Source organism: Vulcanococcus sp. DEBay_Sum29NL08_54 (assembly GCF_017859255.1).
Lineage (GTDB): Bacteria > Cyanobacteriota > Cyanobacteriia > PCC-6307 > Cyanobiaceae > Vulcanococcus.
This window is the reverse complement of the sequence record NZ_JAFMNJ010000032.1, coordinates 1-17,161: the sequence shown is the minus strand read 5'-3', so window position 1 is coordinate 17,161 and position 17,161 is coordinate 1. Positions and strand designations below refer to the sequence as shown.

Sequence of the window (17,161 nt, the reverse complement as noted above, 5' to 3'; positions counted from 1 at the left end):
TCAAGCCTCCATGGGAAGGTGAGGCAAACACTGGGGACAGCCCTGTGAGCTGGAAACGGCCCTCCACCTCTCTCTGCGCGTTCCTCACGCTGCTGAACGATCGGCTCGGGGAAAGCATTGTTTTCCCCTTGCTGCCCTTCCTGCTGGCGAGCTTCACGGACAACGGCCGCACCCTGGGGCTGCTGGCCGGGAGTTACGCGATCGCCCAATTCGCCGTCACCCCCCTGATTGGCTCCCTGAGCGATCGCTTTGGCCGCAAACCCGTCATCGGCATTTGTGTGGCGGGCTCGGTGCTCGGCTTGAGCCTTTTTGCGATCACGGTCAGCATTGATTGGCAGGCCATTCCCTGGGCCGCCGGGACGAGCCTTCCCCTGATCCTGCTGTTTACCGCCCGACTCATTGATGGGGTGAGCGGCGGCACCGCCGCCACGGCAGGGGCAGTGCTCGCGGATATCTCGACCCCAGAAAACCGTGCCAAGGCTTTTGGTCTGATTGGCGTGGCCTTCGGCCTGGGCTTCATCCTGGGCCCCGCCTTTGGCGGCCTGCTCTCCCAGACCAACGTCACCCTGCCGGTGTGGGCCGCCGCGGCCTTCGCCCTGATCAACCTGGTGCTGGTGCTGCTGCTGTTGCCAGAAACCCACCCGCCCGAGGCGCGGCTGGCGATGCCACGCAAACGGGACCTCAATCCCTTGATCGCCCTGCAGAAGGTGTTCACCAACCCCCAGGTGCGCCGCTTGTGTGGGGCGTTCTTTCTCTTTTTTCTCGCCTTCAACGGCTTCACAGCCGTGCTGGTCCTCTATTTCAAACAGGCCTTTGATTGGGGACCGGGCTTAGCCGCTAATGCCTTCTTGGTGGTCGGCATCGTGGCGACGGTCGTCCAGGGGGGCTTGATCGGACCTCTGGTGAAACGCTTTGGCGAATGGCGACTGACCCTGGCGGGGTTGGGCTTCGTGATCGCCGGCTGCCTGCTGGTGCCGATGGCGACCGCCGAGAACGCCACCCGTGTCGTCTTTCCCGCCGTTGCGATCCTGGCCCTCGGCACCGGCCTGGTGACCCCCTGCCTGCGGGCCCTGGTCTCCAGGCGCCTGGATGACTCCGGCCAGGGGGCAGCCCTGGGAAGCCTTCAGGGCCTCCAGAGCCTGGGCAGTTTTATCGGCCCTCCCCTCGCCGGCCTGGCCTACGACGTGGTGGGACAACGCAGTCCCTTCTGGCTGGGCATCACGGTGCTCGCGGGGGTCGCAGCCCTGGTGGCTGGAGGCCTGCCGCGTCGCGAGCAACACGCCTGAGATCCCTTCTGATTGCTACGTTGATCAGCAGAAAGTGATGGGTCATCCATGGCTGATCCAGTGGTTGCTCCGGAGCTCTACATCAATCGGGAGCTCAGCTGGATCGCCTTCAACCAGAGGGTGCTGGCCCAAGCCCTGAGCGAGCACACGCCGCTGCTGGAGCAGGCCAAATTCAGCGCGATCTTCAGCAATAACCTCGACGAATTTTTCATGGTCCGTGTGGCTTCACTGAAGTCACAGGTGGAAGCAGGCGTTCAGACCCTGAGCGACGACGGACTAACCCCCACCCAACAGCTGGCGCTGGTGCGCAAAGAACTCGCACCGCTGCTGCAGCAACAACAGGCCCACTACCGCCACTACCTGAAGCACCAGCTGGCCGAGGCCGGCGTCCATCTTCTCGACTACCGGGGACTGAATCAGAAGCAGAAGGCCTGGGTCAACGACTACTTCCAGCGCGCCATCTTCCCGGTGCTCACGCCCCTGGCGGTGGACCCGGCGCACCCCTTCCCCTTCATCAGCAACCTGAGCTTGAACATCGCGGCCTTAATCCGCGATCCCGATAGCGGCGTTCAACAATTCGCCCGGGTCAAGGTCCCGCAAAAGAACCTGCCGCGGTTTGTCGAACTGCCGGCCGAACTGAGCACCACCGAACCGCAACCGGTCTTCACCGCCGTCCCCCTGGAGCAGGTGGTGGCCTTCAACCTGCAGCTGCTCTTCCCTGGGATGGAAGTGGAAGGGCACTACTTCTTCCGGGTCACCCGAGATGCGGACCTGGAGTTACGGGACCTGGAAGCCGACGACCTGATGGAAGCCCTGCAGCAGGGCCTGCGCAAACGACGCATGGGCGGCGAGGTGGTGCGCCTGGAGGTCGCTGATGAGATGCCGGATGCCGTGGTGGAACTGCTGCTGGAGGGCACCGGCGTTGAACCGGAGGATCTCTATCGGGTCGGCGGTCCGCTGGGCCTCGATGATCTGATGTGCCTGCTGGCCATTCCCCTGCCGGCCTTGAAGGATGCACCGCACCGGGGGCGCACCCACGCCAAGTTGGCTCGGGCTCAGAAGAGCCTGCTGGAGGACGGCTCGATTAAGGCCGAGGAATTCACCAGCATCTTCTCGGTGCTGCGCCGCGGTGATGTGCTCCTGCATCACCCGTTTGACCTCTTTTCCACCTCCGTCGAGGAGTTCATCAATCAGGCCGCCGATGACCCCTCGGTGCTGGCCATCAAGATGACCCTCTATCGGGTCTCGAAAGACTCCCCGATCATTGCCGCCCTGATTCGCGCCTCAGAGAACGGCAAGCAGGTGATGGTGCTGGTCGAGCTCAAGGCACGCTTCGACGAGGACAACAACATTCAGTGGGCCCGCCAACTGGAGCGCTCAGGCGTCCACGTGGTCTACGGGGTGATCGGCCTGAAAACCCACACCAAGATCACGCTGGTGGTGCGCAAGGAAAAGGATCTGCTGCGCAGCTACTGCCACATCGGCACAGGCAACTACAACTCCAAAACCGCAGCCCTCTACACGGACCTGGGTCTGCTCTCCGCCCGGCCGGAACTGGGGCAGGACCTGGCCGAACTGTTCAACTATCTGACGGGGTTCTCCAAGCAACAGGATTTCCGGCGCCTCCTGGTGGCGCCGGTGAGCCTGCGGCGCCGCATGCAAGAACTCATCCGACGGGAGATCGAGCACGCCAAGGCCGGTCAGCCCGCCGCCATCAAGGCCAAGATGAACGCCCTGGTGGACCCGCGCATCATCGCCCTGCTCTACGAGGCCTCCCAAGCAGGTGTCCAGGTCGACCTCGTGGTGCGCGGGATGTGCAGCTTGCGGCCTGGGCTGGCGGGTGTCAGCGACAACATCAGGGTGAGCAGCGTCATTGGTCGCTTCCTGGAGCACTCCCGTCTGTTCTGGTTCGAGAACGGCGGCAAGCACGAGACGTATATCGGCAGTGCCGACTGGATGGGTCGCAATCTCGACCGGCGCGTCGAAGCGGTGGTCCCCGTCGAAGATCCCGATCTACACGAACGGCTGACACGGCTGATCGACAGCTATCTCAATGACAACTGCACAGCCTGGGACATGCAGAGCGATGGCAGCTTCAGCCGCCGCATTCCCGAAGAGGACAACATCGCCGTGCAAGCCAACTTGATGGATGGCTGGAGAAAGGGCCTGATCCCTGTCGAGGCGGGCGCGTAGCGAGGGCTACAAACAGAAAGAAAAACGAACGAAAAGGCCTTAGTAAGTCTTCCAATTCCTGACATCTCGCAGTGGCCAGGAGTGCTACATTCCGGCCAAATCAATTCGTTTTGCGGCCTTTAGTTCAGTTCTGCAACCCTGCAGAGACAACCAACCGCCCAAAGCAACCTCCGAAGCCTGCGCATCTGCTGCCATGCCTGCAAACAAGCCCGCTGCTTCAGGCTCTTCGAGCAACAAATCAACGGCTCGATCCGCCGCGTCCCGGCAGGGAGGTCGCCTTAGTGCTGACTCGATCGGCTGGTACCTGAGCAATATCGGCCGGGTACCCCTCCTCACTCCCGCCGAAGAGATTGAGTTGGCTCACCATGTGCAGGCGATGAAGCGTCTGCAGGAGCTCCCCGCCGCCGAACTCACCGCCCGCCAAAAACATCAGATCCGGATGGGCACCCGCGCCCGGGATCGAATGATGGCCGCCAACCTGCGGCTCGTCGTCAGCGTCGCCAAGAAATATCAGAACCAAGGCCTGGAACTGCTTGACCTGGTCCAAGAGGGCGCGATTGGTCTGGAGCGAGCCGTCGACAAGTTCGACCCCGCCATGGGCTACAAGTTCTCGACCTATGCCTACTGGTGGATTCGCCAGGGCATGACCCGGGCCATCGACAACAGCGCCCGCACGATTCGCTTGCCGATTCATGTGAGCGAGAAGCTCTCGAAGATGCGTCGCATCACCCGCGAGCTCTCCCATCGCTTTGGCCGCCAACCCAACCGCCTGGAGCTGGCCCATGCCATGGGCATGCAACCGGAAGAGCTGGAAGAGCTGATCACCCAAAGCGCCCCCTGCGCCTCCCTCGATGCCCATGCCCGAGGCGACGACGACCGGAGCACCCTCGGCGAGCTGATCGCGGATCCCAACAGCAACGAGTCCATGGATTCCATGGATCGCAACCTGCAGAAGGAGCACCTGGGCACCTGGCTCTCCCAGCTCAATGAGCGCGAGCGCAAGATCATCGAACTGCGCTTTGGACTCGCCGGCCAAGAGCCCCTGACCCTGGCGGAAATCGGACGCCAGATCAACGTCTCCCGCGAACGGGTGCGTCAGTTGGAATCGAAAGCGATTCTCAAGCTGCGCCTGATGACCAACTACCAGCAGGCTGCTTGAGCCGTATCGCCTGAGTTCTGTGGTCACGCAACAGCTCCTGGGCGTGGCCGCTGTCTTGGCCTGGCTTGCTGCTGTGCTGCTGACGGCCCTGGCGGTACGCCGGCGCTGGCCGCAACAGAAGGAGTGGAGCCGCAAGGTCGTCCATATCGGCACTGGCGCGGTCGTGCTCCTGGCCTGGGCCTTTGCGATTCCGCGAGGCCTGGCCCTGGGCGCCGCGGCCCTGGTCACGCTGGGCACCGCCCTGAACCACCGCTTCCGCCTGCTGCCTGCCGTCGAGGACGTCGGACGCCACAGCTACGGGACGATTGCCTACGGCGCCTCGATCACGATTCTCCTGGCCCTGTTCTGGCCCCAGCAACCGCTACCCGTGGCCGCAGGCGTTCTGGTAATGGCCTGCGGCGATGGACTCGCGGGGCTGGTGGGCCCCCAGATCCAGTCACCGCGATGGCAGCTCTTCGGGCAAACCAAATCACTCGCGGGCACCGCGGCCATGGCCCTCACCAGCTGGCTGGTCCTGGCCCTGTTGATCGGAGTCGCCCAGGGAACGGGCGCAGCCGCACCCAGCTTGGTGGCTGCGGCTGCCATCGCGATCGCCGCCACGGGGCTCGAGCAACTGAGTGGCTTTGGCCTCGACAACCTGAGCGTGCCATTAGCCACCGCTTATCTCTGGCAACTCGCTATGCCCTGAGCATCGCCTCACAGCGCTGCTCCCAGTCCCGTTGGGTGCCAAGGCCGGTGACCAACTGGGTCTCTCCGGGTTCACTGCGCAAACACAACTGCCACTGGCGGATCGCCTCAGCGCGCTCCATCCAAGCGTTCATCACACTGCGCTGGGTCAGCTCTGGATCCCACTGGCGGCAACTGGCGGTCTCCAGGGCCCAGGCCATCAAGGCATCCAGCTGAACCGGGCGAAAGCCCGTGAACACCGGACCGGCACCATCCACGGAACTTTGCTGCAGGTAAAACAGCTGCAACGGATCAGACAGACCAAAAAACTGCAGCAGATAGGCCATAGGCAGCCCCCTTTCAGTTGCAGACAAGGTAATTGGACAGGCAGAAGATTCTGCTCACTGCCAACAGTTTTAAACCACACTATTGAGCACCGAAGGCAATTAGCACTCTCGATCTTCGAGTGCTAATTGAGCAAAACGCTTCGCTTAAACCGCGACGGCAGAAGCGCTCTGGGCCGCCGCAACCGCATCAGCCAAGCTCGCCAGCACCTCACGGGTCGTCTGCAGATCGATGCAGGCGTCGGTGATGCTCTGGCCATAGGTGAGGGCCGAGCGATCGGGGCTGATCTTCTGATTACCAGCCACCAAATGGCTCTCGATCATCACGCCCATGACATCGCGGGAGCCCGCCCGCAGTTGCTCAGCCACCTGCGCCGCCACCTCGCCTTGACGGCGGTAGTCCTTATTGGAGTTGCCGTGGCTGCAATCCACCATCACCCGAGCCGGCAGTCCGTCTTTCACCAGAGCAGCCGAGGCTTCTTCAATCGCCTCTCGGTGGTAGTTGGTGCCCTGCTTGCCGCCCCGCAGCACCAGGTGCCCATCGGGGTTACCGGTGGTGGTGACGATGGCCGCTTGGCCATCCTTATTAATGCCCAGGAAATGGTGGGGGCGTGCTGCCGCCTCCATCGCATTGATGGCGGTGATGGCGCTGCCGTCGGTGCCGTTCTTGAAACCGATGGGCATGGACAGCCCAGAGGCCATTTCCCGGTGGGTCTGGCTTTCGGTGGTGCGGGCGCCGATGGCCGTCCAGCTGATCAGATCAGCGATGTACTGGGGAACGACAGGGTCCAACAGCTCCGTGGCAGCCGGTAGCCCCATGTCGGCCAGATGCAGCAGCAGGCCGCGTGCCAGGCGCAGACCGGTGTTGATGTCGTAGCTGCCGTCCAGATGCGGGTCATTGATTAACCCCTTCCAACCGACGGTGGTGCGGGGTTTCTCGAAATAGACCCGCATCACCACCTCGAGTTGATCGCGGTGGCGCTTGTGCTCTTCAGCGATGGCGGCGGCGTATTCCTGGGCCGCGTCCACGTCATGGACCGAGCAGGGTCCAACGATCACCAGCAAACGCTGGTCGTCACCCCGAAGGATGGCCTTGATGCGCTCGCGGGCCTCGCGCACGGTGCGCCCAGCGGTCTCGCTCAGTGGCAGCTCCCCGTGCAGCAGGGTGGGCGCCACCAGGGGCCGGGTTTCCACCACGTGGAGATCAGAGGTGGGAATCATGCCGGCAACCATCCCAGGGGCTCGGAGCAACCCACCCTAAAAGCCCAGTCGCATCGTTCGTCACAACGGGGGGGACCGGCGGCAAAGAACAATGGTCGGACGTCCACCGATCGAGGCCCCCTGGGGTTCCAGCGCCGATGTCCGCCAGCAGCTTCCTTGCCGACTACCGCGCCGCCGCTGCGGAGCGAGAAGCCCAAGGGGTCCCCGCCCTGCCGCTGACAGCCGCCGAAACCCAGGCCCTGACTGAACTGCTGCAGGCACCCCCCGCCGGGGAAGAGGAGTTCCTGCTGCATCTGCTCTCGGAGCGCATCCCCCCCGGCGTGGATGAGGCGGCCTACGTCAAAGCGGACTGGCTCAGTGCCGTGGCCCAGGGCAGAACCACCAGCCCCCTGGTCGCTCCCGTGGAAGCGGTGAAGCTGCTGGCCACCATGATCGGCGGCTACAACGTCGGCGCCCTGATCGAGCTGCTCTCCCACGCGGACGCAGCCATCGCTGACGCCGCCGCGACTGGGCTCTGCCGCACCCTGCTGGTCTACGACGCCTACAACGATGTCCTGGAGCTGGCCGCCAGCAACACCCAGGCCAAACGGGTCATCGATAGCTGGGCCAATGCCGAGTGGTTCACCGCCAAGCCCGAGCTGCCGGCGGAGATCACCGTCACGGTCTTCAAGGTGGAAGGCGAGACCAACACCGATGACCTCTCCCCGGCAACCCACGCCACCACCCGTCCGGACATCCCGCTGCACGCCACGGCGATGCTCGAGACCCGGATGCCCGGCGGCCTGGATCTGATCGCCGAGCTCAAGCAAAAGGGCCATCCCGTGGCCTACGTCGGCGACGTGGTCGGCACCGGCAGCTCCCGTAAATCCGCCATCAACTCGGTGCTCTGGCACACCGGCACCGACATCCCCCACGTGCCCAACAAGCGCAGTGGCGGCGTGGTGCTCGGCGGCAAGATCGCGCCGATCTTCTTCAACACCGCTGAGGACTCCGGCGCCCTGCCGATTGAGTGCGATGTCACCGCCCTGAACTCCGGCGATGTCATCACGATTCGCCCCTACGCCGGCACGATCGAGCGGGCAGCGGGCGAGGCCAATGCCGGTGACGTGGTGGCCCGCTTCGAGCTCAAGCCGAGCACGATCACCGATGAGGTGCGTGCCGGCGGCCGCATCCCCCTGATGATCGGCCGTGCCTTGACCGACAAGGTGCGCGCCCAACTGGGCCTGCCCGCCAGCGACCTCTTCATCCGGCCCAGTGCCCCCGCCGACACCGGCAAGGGCTTCACCCTGGCCCAAAAAATGGTGGGCAAGGCCTGCGGCCTGCCGGGCGTGCGCCCCGGCACCAGCTGTGAGCCGCTGATGACCACGGTCGGCTCCCAGGACACCACCGGGCCGATGACCCGCGATGAGATGAAGGAGCTGGCCTGCCTGGGCTTCTCCGCCGATCTGGTGATGCAGAGCTTCTGCCACACCGCGGCCTACCCCAAGCCGGTGGACCTCAAGACCCACGCCGAGCTGCCCGACTTCATTAGCTCCCGCGGCGGCGTCGCCCTGCGCCCCGGCGACGGCATCATCCACAGCTGGCTGAACCGGATGCTGCTGCCCGACACCGTGGGCACCGGCGGTGACAGCCACACCCGCTTCCCCCTGGGCATCTCCTTCCCCGCCGGCTCCGGCCTGGTGGCCTTCGCCGCCGCCATCGGTGCGATGCCCCTGGACATGCCCGAGTCGGTGCTGGTGAAGTTCTCCGGCTCCCTGCAGCCCGGCGTCACCCTGCGGGATGTGGTCAATGCCATTCCCTACGTGGCGATCCAGCAGGGGCTGCTGACGGTGGAGAAGGCCGGCAAGAAGAACATCTTCAGCGGCCGAATCATGGAGATCGAGGGCCTGCCCGACCTGAAGCTGGAGCAAGCCTTCGAGCTGACCGATGCCACCGCCGAGCGCTCCTGCGCCGGCAGCACCATCAAGCTCTCTGTGGAGACCGTCAGCGAGTACCTGCGCAGCAACGTGGCGCTGCTCAAGAACATGATCGCGCGGGGCTACAGCGATGCCCGCACCCTGGCCCGCCGGATCAAGGCCATGGAGGACTGGCTGGCCAATCCCGTGCTGATGGAAGCCGACGCCAACGCTGAGTACGCCGCGGTGATCGAGATCAACCTCGATGAGATCACCGAGCCGATCCTGGCCTGCCCGAACGACCCCGACAACGTCAAAACCCTCTCGGATGTGGCCGGGAGTCAGATCGATGAGGTGTTCATCGGCTCCTGCATGACCAACATCGGCCACTACCGCGCCGCCGCCACCGTCCTGGAGGGACAAGGGGAGAACACGGCTCGCCTCTGGGTCTGCCCACCCACCCGGATGGATGAGGAGATGCTCAAGCAGGAGGGCTACTACGCCATCTTCGAGAAGGCCGGCTCCCGCATGGAGATGCCCGGTTGCTCCCTCTGCATGGGCAACCAGGCGCGGGTGGAGGACAACACCACGGTGTTCTCCACCAGCACCCGCAACTTCAACAACCGCTTGGGCAATGGCGCCCAGGTGTATCTGGGCAGCGCCGAGCTGGCTGCGGTCTGCGCCCAGCTGGGCCGGCTCCCCAGCAAGGAGCAGTACCTGGCCATCGCAGCCGCCAAGATCGATCCCAAGGGCGCTGAGCTCTACCGCTACCTGAACTTCGATCAGATCGAGGGCTTTGAGGACAGCGGTCGCGTGGTCAGTAGCGACGACGAGGCGAAAGTGCTGGCAGGGGTCTAAGGGCATTGCAAACCCATGGCCTGAAGCTGGAACTGCAGTCCTGGAGGACCAGCCGCAACCTGGAGCGGATGGTCCAGCAGCGCTGGCCGGCTGTCGTTCTCACCCTGATCGTCACCGGCCTGGGGGCTGCGGCCGCCGGCCTGCTGTTCAAAACGGGCGTGGGCTGGCTGGGCAGTTGGCGCCTAGGGCTCCTGCAAACCGCCAGCCCTTGGCTGGTCCTGCCCTTAATGGGAGGGATCGGCGGCCTGCTCTCGGCGGTGCTGATCAGCACCCTGGCGCCAACGGCGGCGGGCTCGGGGATCCCGCAGGTGATGCGCTTCCTCTCGCGCCAGAGCCTGCCGATGAACCTGCAGGTGGCCATCGTCAAATTGCTGGCGGGGATCCTGGCCATTGGCAGCGGCTTCCCGCTCGGACCCGAGGGTCCTGCCGTTCAGATGGGCAGTTCCGTGGGCTGGCAGATGGCCCGCTGGTTCAAGGCCCCGCCCTCGCTGCTGCGGGTGATCGTGGCGGCCGGCGGCGGCGCAGGGATCGCAGCCGTCTTCCATGCCCCCCTGGGGGGCTTCTTCTATGCGATTGAGGAGCTGCTGCGGAAGTCCGGTCCGATCCTGCTGCTGCTGGTGCTCGGCACGGCCTTCGCCGGCAGCTTCTGGGCCGACGTCATGGGCCTGGCTGGCTTTGGCCAGCAAAGCGCGGGCATCGGCCAGAAGGGCTTCCAGATCAGCAGCGAGTACAACCTCGATATTCAGTTCCTGCCCAAGGACCTGATCTATCTGGTGGCCCTGGGGATTGTGGTGGGCCTGCTGGCGGAGCTCTACACCCGCTACGTGGTGAAGATGCAGTCCCTGGGGCAGCGCTTCTTCTCCGGAAAGATCGTGGTGCGGATGCTGCTGGGCGGCATCGCCCTGGGCTGCCTCTATGCCGCCCTGCCGGCTGAGTTCCGCAACAACGCCGGCCTGCAGCACACGATCGTCGACGGCCACGTCGAGATCAACAAGGCCGTGGGCATCTTCACGCTGCTGTTTTTCGCCACCGGCCTGGCCGCCGCCACCGGGGCCCCGGGCGGCCTGTTTGCACCGATGCTCACCCTGGGCGGCGCCCTGGGGCTGACCGCCGCAGGCATTGCCGAGCACCTCTCCGGCCATGCCCCAAGCACCTACGTCTTCGCCGGAATGGCGGCCTTCATCGCCGCCTGCTCCCGCACACCGATCACGGCCGTCTTCCTGGTCTTTGCCCTGACCAAGGACCTGCTGATCCTCAAGCCCCTGTTCGTCTGCGCCGTGGTGAGCTTCGTGGTCTCCCGCATCACCCACGAGCACTCGATCTACCAACGCCAGCTGGCCCTGCAGAGCAGTGCCACCAGCACCCAAGGGGAGATGAAGCTGCCGGGCACACCGCTCAGCCCGCGGGACCTTTGAACCAAGAAACCCTGCTGTTTGAGCCAGCTGCTGCGCAGCAGGGTGCCCTTCGGGCGGTGTTGGCCTTCCCCAGCACCTACACCGTGGGGATCACGAGCCTGGGCTACCAGGTGGTCTGGGCGACCTTGGCCCAGCGCGCCGATGTGGATGTGCGGCGGCTGTTCACCGACCAGGGCGATCCGCAGCACCGCCACTGCGATCTCTTTGGCCTGTCCCTGAGCTGGGAACTCGACGGGCCGGTGCTGCTGGATCTGCTGGAGCAGCAGCGCATCCCGATCTGGGCAAGCGAACGGGGCGACAACGACCCGATCGTCTTTGGCGGGGGGCCGGTGCTCACCGCCAACCCCGAACCCCTGGCGCCCTTCTTTGACGCGGTGCTGCTCGGCGATGGCGAGCTGCTGCTGCCGGCCTTTATCGATGCCCTGCAGGACTGCAAAACCGCCCCGCGCCAGCAGCGGCTGCGGCGCCTGGCGGCCGTGCCCGGTGTCTATGTCCCGTCGCTCTATGCCCCCCGCTACGGCGAGGGCGGTGACCTGCTGGCGATCGAACCGATCGAGGCCGGCATTCCCGAAACCGTGGAAAAGCAGACCTGGCGCGGCAACACCCTGAGTCACTCCACGGTGATCACCCCGGAGGCGGCCTGGCCTTCTATCCACATGGTCGAGGTGGTGCGCAGCTGCCCGGAGCTCTGCCGCTTCTGCCTGGCTAGCTATCTCACCCTGCCCTTCCGCACGCCGAGCCTCGATGACGGGCTCATCCCGGCCGTGGAAAAGGGCCTAGGCGCCACCCAACGGCTGGGACTGCTGGGGGCCTCGGTCACCCAGCACCCGCAATTTGGCGACCTACTGCAGTGGCTCGATCAGGACCGCTTTGACGACACCCGGGTCAGCGTCAGCTCCGTGCGGGCCGCCACCGTCACCCCCGAGCTCGGGCGGATCCTGGCCAAACGCGGCAGCAAGTCCCTGACCATCGCCATCGAGAGCGGCAGCGAGCGCATGCGCGAGGTGGTCAACAAAAAGCTGGCCACCGAGGAGATCTACGCCGCGGCCCGCTACGCCAAAGAAGGCGGCCTCAGCGGCCTGAAGCTCTACGGCATGGCCGGCCTGCCTTCGGAAACCGAGGACGATGTTGAGGCCACCGCCGACCTGCTGCTGCAGCTCAAGAAGGCCACCCCTGGGCTGCGCCTATCGCTCGGGGTCAGCACCTTTGTGCCCAAGGCCCACACCCCCTTCCAGTGGCAGGGCGTCCGCCCCGAAGCCGAGAAACGCCTGAAACTCCTGGCCAAACGGCTGAAGCCCAAGGGCATCGACCTGCGCCCCGAGAGCTACGGCTGGAGCGTGATTCAGGCGCTGCTCTCCCGCAGCGACCGGCGCCTTGCACCCGTGATCGCCGCGGTGCGCGGCCGCCACGAAAAACTCGGCGGCTGGAAGCAGGCCTACCGCGAAGCCGACACACCACTGCCCCCCTGGGAGGAGGTCATCCACGGGGCATGGGACGCCGATCGGGTCCTGCCCTGGGAGCACCTCAAGGGCCCCCTACCCAAGGCCACCCTGCGCAAGCACCACGACGAAGCCCTGGCCTAGAGCCGGCAGCGCAGACCCGCCAGCAGGATCCAACCGGCGATGTTCAGGCGGCTGTCGTACATCGGGATGTCGGTGGCATGGAGCACCACCAGCACCAGCGCCGCGGCCCACCAGGCCCGCTCAAACAGCGCGCCACTGGCCATGCCAAGCCTCACGCCGCGGATCAAGAGCCACAGCACCAGACCGACCAGACCCACGGCCACCGGCAGACCGTGACTGAGGGCCAGATCCAAGGCGATGTTGTGGGGATGGCCATGCCAATGGCCCGTCCGCAGGGGATAGATCACGCTGAAGGCCGCCGCCCCCCAGCCCAGCCAAGGACGCTCGCCCACCAGCCCCAGGGCCGTGCCCCACTGACTCAGACGCGTCAACGCCAGGGGCCGCTCCCCATGGGAATTGAAATCGTTCAGGCGTCCCCAGATCGACTGGGGAACGATCTCCCGCAGGGGGGCCTGAATCACCGCCGGCACCCCCGGGAGGGTGGCCAGGGCAACGGGCACCAGCGCCAACAGCAGCAGGGGCAACAACCAAATCCAGCGCCCCGGGCCCAGCACGATCGGCACCGCCAGGACCAGGGCACCCCAACCGTTGCGGGAGTCGGTGGCCAGCATCTCGGCCACCTGGGTGACCACCAGGGCAAAGCTGATGCCCCAGAGCCCAAAGGCCAGCGGGCCGGAGCGCCAGCGGCGGCAGTGCTGCAGAAAGGCCGCCAGCACCAAAGGCCAGCTCAAGGCCAGCCAGGCCGCCGTGATGTTGGCGTAATCAAACAGGCCCGAGAGCCGCCCAGGCGGATTGCCACCACCGCGGATCCACCAGACGATCGCCCCACCCAACAGTTCATAGGGGCCGCTCCAGCCGAGCACCATCTGGCCAAAGCCGGTCCCCAGAACCGGAACGGTGCCGGCCACCAGCCACAGGGCCACCCGGCGCCGGGCCTCGGGCGTGGCCAGATAGGGCTGATAGGCCCAGAACGCCCAGAAAAACGGAAGCCAATTGCCCAGGCCCACCCAGGCCAGCCAGCCGCTGGAGGCGCTGAAGCAGCCCAGGAGCATCCACAGACCGATGCCAGCCAGCAACCAATTGACCCGATCGTCCCGCCAGGCGGTCGGCTGACGGCTCCCCAGGATCAAGGCCACAAACAGCAGCAACCCCGCCAGAAGCGCACTGGCCGGCAGCAGCAGCAGGGCGACCTGGAAGCAACGCCAACCCCAGAGGGTCGCCGCCGCCGGCCGCTCCCCATCGAGCAACACCAAACCGGCCTGCAGCGGCTTGCGCCAGAGCTGGGTCATTCGAACACCGCTGTACGGCCGCGGTAGACCATCACCTGTCGCTTCAGATGCAAGCGCACCGCCCGTGCCAAGGCCAGACGCTCGGTATCGCGGCCTTTGCGGATCAGATCCTCCACCTCATCGCGGTGGCTCACGTTGACGGTGGACTGGGCAATGATCGGGCCCGCATCGAGCTCATCGGTCACGTAGTGCCCGGTGGCCCCGATCAACTTCACCCCCCGCTCCCAGGCCCGGTGATAAGGCTGCGCCCCCATGAAGGCCGGCAGGAAGGAATGGTGGATGTTGATCACCCGGTGGAAGGCATCCGGCGGGTCAAAGGCCGCCAAAAAGGCTGGCGTCAGCACCTGCATGTACTTGGCCAGGATCACCAACTCAATGCCGTGCTCCTTCAACAGCTCCAGGTGACGGGCCTCGGCCTCCTGGCGGTTGGCGTTGTTGATCGGCACATGGGCGAACTGGGCGCCGAACTCCTCGGCGATCGAACCCAGATCGGGATGGTTGGAGACCACCAGCGGCACCCGCATCGGCAACTCGCCGGTGCGCACACGCCAGAGCAGATCCAAGAAACAGTGGTCCTGCTTGCTGACGAAGATCGCCACAGGCGGGCGCTGATCCGAGAAGGTGACCCTCTGTTCACCACCAAGGCGCTCCGCCAGGGAGGCCGCCGCCGGAGCAATCGCTTCCCGGGGCAAGCCGAACCCCTCGAGCTGCCACTCGATGCGGCTCAGGAACAGACCAGCCCCTTGGTCGCTGTGGTGATCGGCGTGGACGATGTTGCCGCCGTTGCCCGCCACCCAACCGGAGAGCTCCCGCACAAGACCCGGCTGGTCCGGGCAAATCATCTGAAGGATGGCGGTGGCAGCCGTCATGGAATGGCGTCAAAGCCCGGGAGACCTGAATTCTGCCGTTCAAGCCGTTGCAGCTCGTTATGGAGAGCTCCCAGGCCAGTGGCCCTGGGTAAAGTCCCGCAATCAAGCTCAGCAACAATGGCTGCTCAACCGCTCTATTCCGGCCTGCGGCGACTGGCCCTGGCGGCCCTCGCTCTGGTGATCAGCTTTGGCCTGACCGCCTGCGGTGGCGCCAAAGCGAAGGCCCCCACCCTGAGTGCTGACGACATCACCGTGATCGAGCGCCAGGCCGAAGGCTTCCTGGCAGCGCGCGACCGTCTGCCTGAGCTCGCCACCCTGGTGAATGAGCGCAACTGGGTCTTCACCCGCAACCTGATCCACGGCCCCATGCAGGAAGTGGGCCGCGAGATGCTCTACATCAACCAGCGTCTGCTGCCCGGCGACCGCGCTGAGGCCACCAAGCTGGCCACCGATCTGAAGGCCGCCCTGGCCGACCTCGACGAAGCCGCCCGTCTGCAGGACGCCAACAACCTCAGCAAGTCCTACATCAAGGTCGCCAGCGGTTTCGGTCGTTACGCCCAGATCCTTCCTGAGCAGGTTCAGTCCGACCTCAAGCAGATCTGAATCCGCTGAACCCCCTGCCCACCAGCCGGCCCTCCTCGATCTGCGTGATCGGAGCCGGCGTGGTGGGCTTTTCTGTGGCCTGGCACCTGCAGCGGAGCGGGCACCAGGTCACGCTGTTTGACCCCCAGCTGGGGCAAGCCCAAGGCGCAGACGCCGGCAGCAGCGCGGCCCTGGGGCTGTTGATGGCTCGCGTCTTTCGCCGCAGCAGCGGCCGGGGCTGGAGGCTGCGGCAGCAGTCCCACGCCCTCTGGCGGCAGTGGCGGGAGGAGCTCCAGCAGCGGGGCCATGTCCTGCCCTTTCGCCCCGGCCTCCTGCAGCTCGCCACCACGGCGGCCGAGCAAGAGGCGCAGGCCCAACTGGCGGAGCAGCGGCAGGACCTGCGCCTGCTGGATCCCGCAGCACTCGAGACCCTCAGGCCGCTCATCCCCCAACCGTCCCTCGGGGGACTTCTCTCCCCGGAGGATGGCCAACTCGATCCCATCCCAGCCATGCGGGCGCTGCAGGAGGACGGGGCACGGCTTGGGGTCCAGCTCAACGCGACGGCGGTCCGCGGGCTGGAGCGCAGCGGAAGCGGCCAATGGCGCGTCGTCGGCGGACAGGGGTCCTACGACTGGGTCGTCCTCAGTGCCGGCCTGAGCAGTTCAGCGTTGCTGGAGCCCCTGGGCCACGAGCGACCCCAACACCCGGTGCTCGGCCAGGCCCTAGAACTGCAACTCGCAGACGGTGATCAGGCCCCCCTCAACTGGCCGGGGAGCCTGAGCTGGAGCGGCATCAACTTGGTGCCGCGGCCCCAGGGACGCCTCTGGCTTGGCGCCACGGTGGAAATTGATCAACGGCAAGGACAGCCCGAGCAGCTGCTTGCCCTGCGCGAGCTCGACGGCAAGGCCCCAGCCTGGCTGCAACGGGCCACGGTGTTGCGTCAGTGGCAGGGGCTGAGGGCCCGTCCCCTGGGCCGGCCCGCACCGCTGCTGGAGCAGCTCGAACCGGGATTACTGCTGGCTAGCGGCCACTACCGCAATGGCGTCCTGTTGGCTCCGGCCACGGCCGCCTGGGTGGCTGAGCAGATCGAACAAGGCTGACCACTGGAGGGGGCTTCTTTAGCCTTGGGGCTCTTGTCGACATCTGCCGACGATGCTTCGCACCCGCACCCTGGTCCCCCTGGGCCTCCTGGCCGTCCTGGCCCTGACGGCCTGCGGCGGATCTGGCTCTGGCGGCGGTGCGTCCAGCGCCCGCCTACAGGGTGCCGGGGCCACCTTCCCCGCTCCGATTTACCTGCGCTGGTTCCAGGACTTGGCCTCCAAGGGCGAGGTGAAGGTCAATTACCAGTCGGTGGGTTCGGGCGCTGGCATCCGCCAGTTCGAGGCCGCCACCGTTGACTTTGCCGCCAGCGACAAGCCCCTGAGCGACGAGGACGCCGCCGGCATCCAGCGCGGTGCCGTGCAGGTCCCCATGACCGCCGGCGCGATCGCCGTGGCCTACAACAACCCCGGCTGCGAACTGAAGCTGACCCAACAGCAGCTGGTCGGAATCTTCGAAGGCAAGATCACCAACTACAGCGACCTGGGTTGCTCTGATCAGGCCATCAAGGTGGTCTACCGCTCCGACGGCTCCGGCACGACCTACAACTTCACCAAGTCCCTCTCGGCCTTCAGCCCCGCCTGGGCCTCGGGACCGGGCTCCGGAAAATCAATCAAGTGGCCCATCGGTCTTGGCGCCAAGGGCAATGAGGGCATGGCCGCCAGCCTGCAGCAGATCAAGGGCGCCCTGGGCTACGTCGAGA

At 65.7% G+C, this 17,161-nt stretch carries 14 protein-coding genes; 10 read left to right on the top strand and 4 right to left on the bottom strand.

Annotation, left to right across the window (positions count from 1 at the left end; genetic code table 11):
• The first annotated feature begins 44 nt into the window (after nucleotides 1-44).
• From QZ186_RS09630 to QZ186_RS09615, 4 genes are all read left to right on the top strand, one after another.
• Nucleotides 45-1,286, top strand: a complete 1,242-nt coding sequence (locus QZ186_RS09630; RefSeq protein ID WP_247476680.1) for an MFS transporter — start codon at nucleotides 45-47, stop codon at nucleotides 1,284-1,286.
• A gap of 48 nt (nucleotides 1,287-1,334) precedes the next feature.
• Nucleotides 1,335-3,479, top strand: a complete 2,145-nt coding sequence (gene ppk1, locus QZ186_RS09625; protein ID WP_296416595.1) for a polyphosphate kinase 1 — start codon at nucleotides 1,335-1,337, stop codon at nucleotides 3,477-3,479.
• A gap of 193 nt (nucleotides 3,480-3,672) precedes the next feature.
• Nucleotides 3,673-4,638, top strand: a complete 966-nt coding sequence (locus tag QZ186_RS09620) for an RpoD/SigA family RNA polymerase sigma factor (protein WP_029626052.1) — start codon at nucleotides 3,673-3,675, stop codon at nucleotides 4,636-4,638.
• Between the two features lie 19 nt (nucleotides 4,639-4,657).
• Complete coding sequence (locus QZ186_RS09615) at nucleotides 4,658-5,326, top strand: dolichol kinase (RefSeq protein WP_296416594.1); 669 nt, start codon at nucleotides 4,658-4,660, stop codon at nucleotides 5,324-5,326.
• Here QZ186_RS09615 and QZ186_RS09610 read toward each other — a convergent pair.
• Both QZ186_RS09610 and QZ186_RS09605 read right to left on the bottom strand, forming a co-directional pair.
• Complete coding sequence (locus tag QZ186_RS09610) at nucleotides 5,316-5,651, bottom strand: hypothetical protein (protein WP_010313812.1); 336 nt, start codon at nucleotides 5,649-5,651, stop codon at nucleotides 5,316-5,318. The two genes, QZ186_RS09615 and QZ186_RS09610, sit on opposite strands and share 11 nt — an antisense overlap.
• A 144-nt stretch (nucleotides 5,652-5,795) precedes the next feature.
• Nucleotides 5,796-6,869, bottom strand: coding sequence for a 3-deoxy-7-phosphoheptulonate synthase (locus QZ186_RS09605; RefSeq protein WP_296416593.1), 1,074 nt, complete (start codon nucleotides 6,867-6,869; stop codon nucleotides 5,796-5,798).
• Between the two features lie 137 nt (nucleotides 6,870-7,006).
• On the opposite strand from QZ186_RS09605, the gene acnB reads away from it, so the two are divergent.
• Genes acnB through QZ186_RS09590 form a run of 3 tightly spaced genes read left to right on the top strand, consistent with a single transcriptional unit; the run spans nucleotide 7,007 to nucleotide 12,620 of the window.
• Nucleotides 7,007-9,622, top strand: a complete 2,616-nt coding sequence (gene acnB, locus QZ186_RS09600; RefSeq protein WP_010313816.1) for a bifunctional aconitate hydratase 2/2-methylisocitrate dehydratase — start codon at nucleotides 7,007-7,009, stop codon at nucleotides 9,620-9,622.
• Nucleotides 9,623-9,627: 5 nt separating this feature from the next.
• Complete coding sequence (locus QZ186_RS09595) at nucleotides 9,628-11,037, top strand: ClC family H(+)/Cl(-) exchange transporter (RefSeq protein WP_296416591.1); 1,410 nt, start codon at nucleotides 9,628-9,630, stop codon at nucleotides 11,035-11,037.
• A 56-nt stretch (nucleotides 11,038-11,093) separates the two neighbouring features.
• Nucleotides 11,094-12,620 (top strand): radical SAM protein, encoded by a 1,527-nt coding sequence (locus QZ186_RS09590; RefSeq protein ID WP_296416596.1) that lies wholly within the window; start codon nucleotides 11,094-11,096, stop codon nucleotides 12,618-12,620.
• On the opposite strand, the gene QZ186_RS09585 is transcribed toward QZ186_RS09590, so the two are convergent.
• Nucleotides 12,617-13,909 (bottom strand): O-antigen ligase family protein, encoded by a 1,293-nt coding sequence (locus QZ186_RS09585; protein ID WP_296416589.1) that lies wholly within the window; start codon nucleotides 13,907-13,909, stop codon nucleotides 12,617-12,619. The two genes, QZ186_RS09590 and QZ186_RS09585, sit on opposite strands and share 4 nt — an antisense overlap.
• Nucleotides 13,906-14,778 carry a formyltetrahydrofolate deformylase gene (purU, locus tag QZ186_RS09580; RefSeq protein WP_296416588.1) on the bottom strand — a complete coding sequence of 291 codons (873 nt, stop codon included), beginning with the start codon at nucleotides 14,776-14,778 and terminating at the stop codon, nucleotides 13,906-13,908. Before purU ends, QZ186_RS09585 begins: the two co-directional genes overlap by 4 nt.
• A gap of 117 nt (nucleotides 14,779-14,895) precedes the next feature.
• Here purU and psbQ point away from each other — a divergent pair, with 117 nt between their 5' ends.
• The 3 genes from psbQ to QZ186_RS09565 form a co-directional block, all read left to right on the top strand.
• Nucleotides 14,896-15,381, top strand: a complete 486-nt coding sequence (psbQ, locus tag QZ186_RS09575) for a photosystem II protein PsbQ (RefSeq protein ID WP_010313827.1) — start codon at nucleotides 14,896-14,898, stop codon at nucleotides 15,379-15,381.
• Nucleotides 15,382-15,425: 44 nt separating this feature from the next.
• Nucleotides 15,426-16,460 (top strand): FAD-binding oxidoreductase, encoded by a 1,035-nt coding sequence (locus QZ186_RS09570; RefSeq protein WP_296416587.1) that lies wholly within the window; start codon nucleotides 15,426-15,428, stop codon nucleotides 16,458-16,460.
• Between the two features lie 52 nt (nucleotides 16,461-16,512).
• A partial coding sequence (locus QZ186_RS09565) for a phosphate ABC transporter substrate-binding protein PstS (RefSeq protein WP_296416586.1) occupies nucleotides 16,513-17,161 on the top strand: 649 nt, incomplete at its 3' end.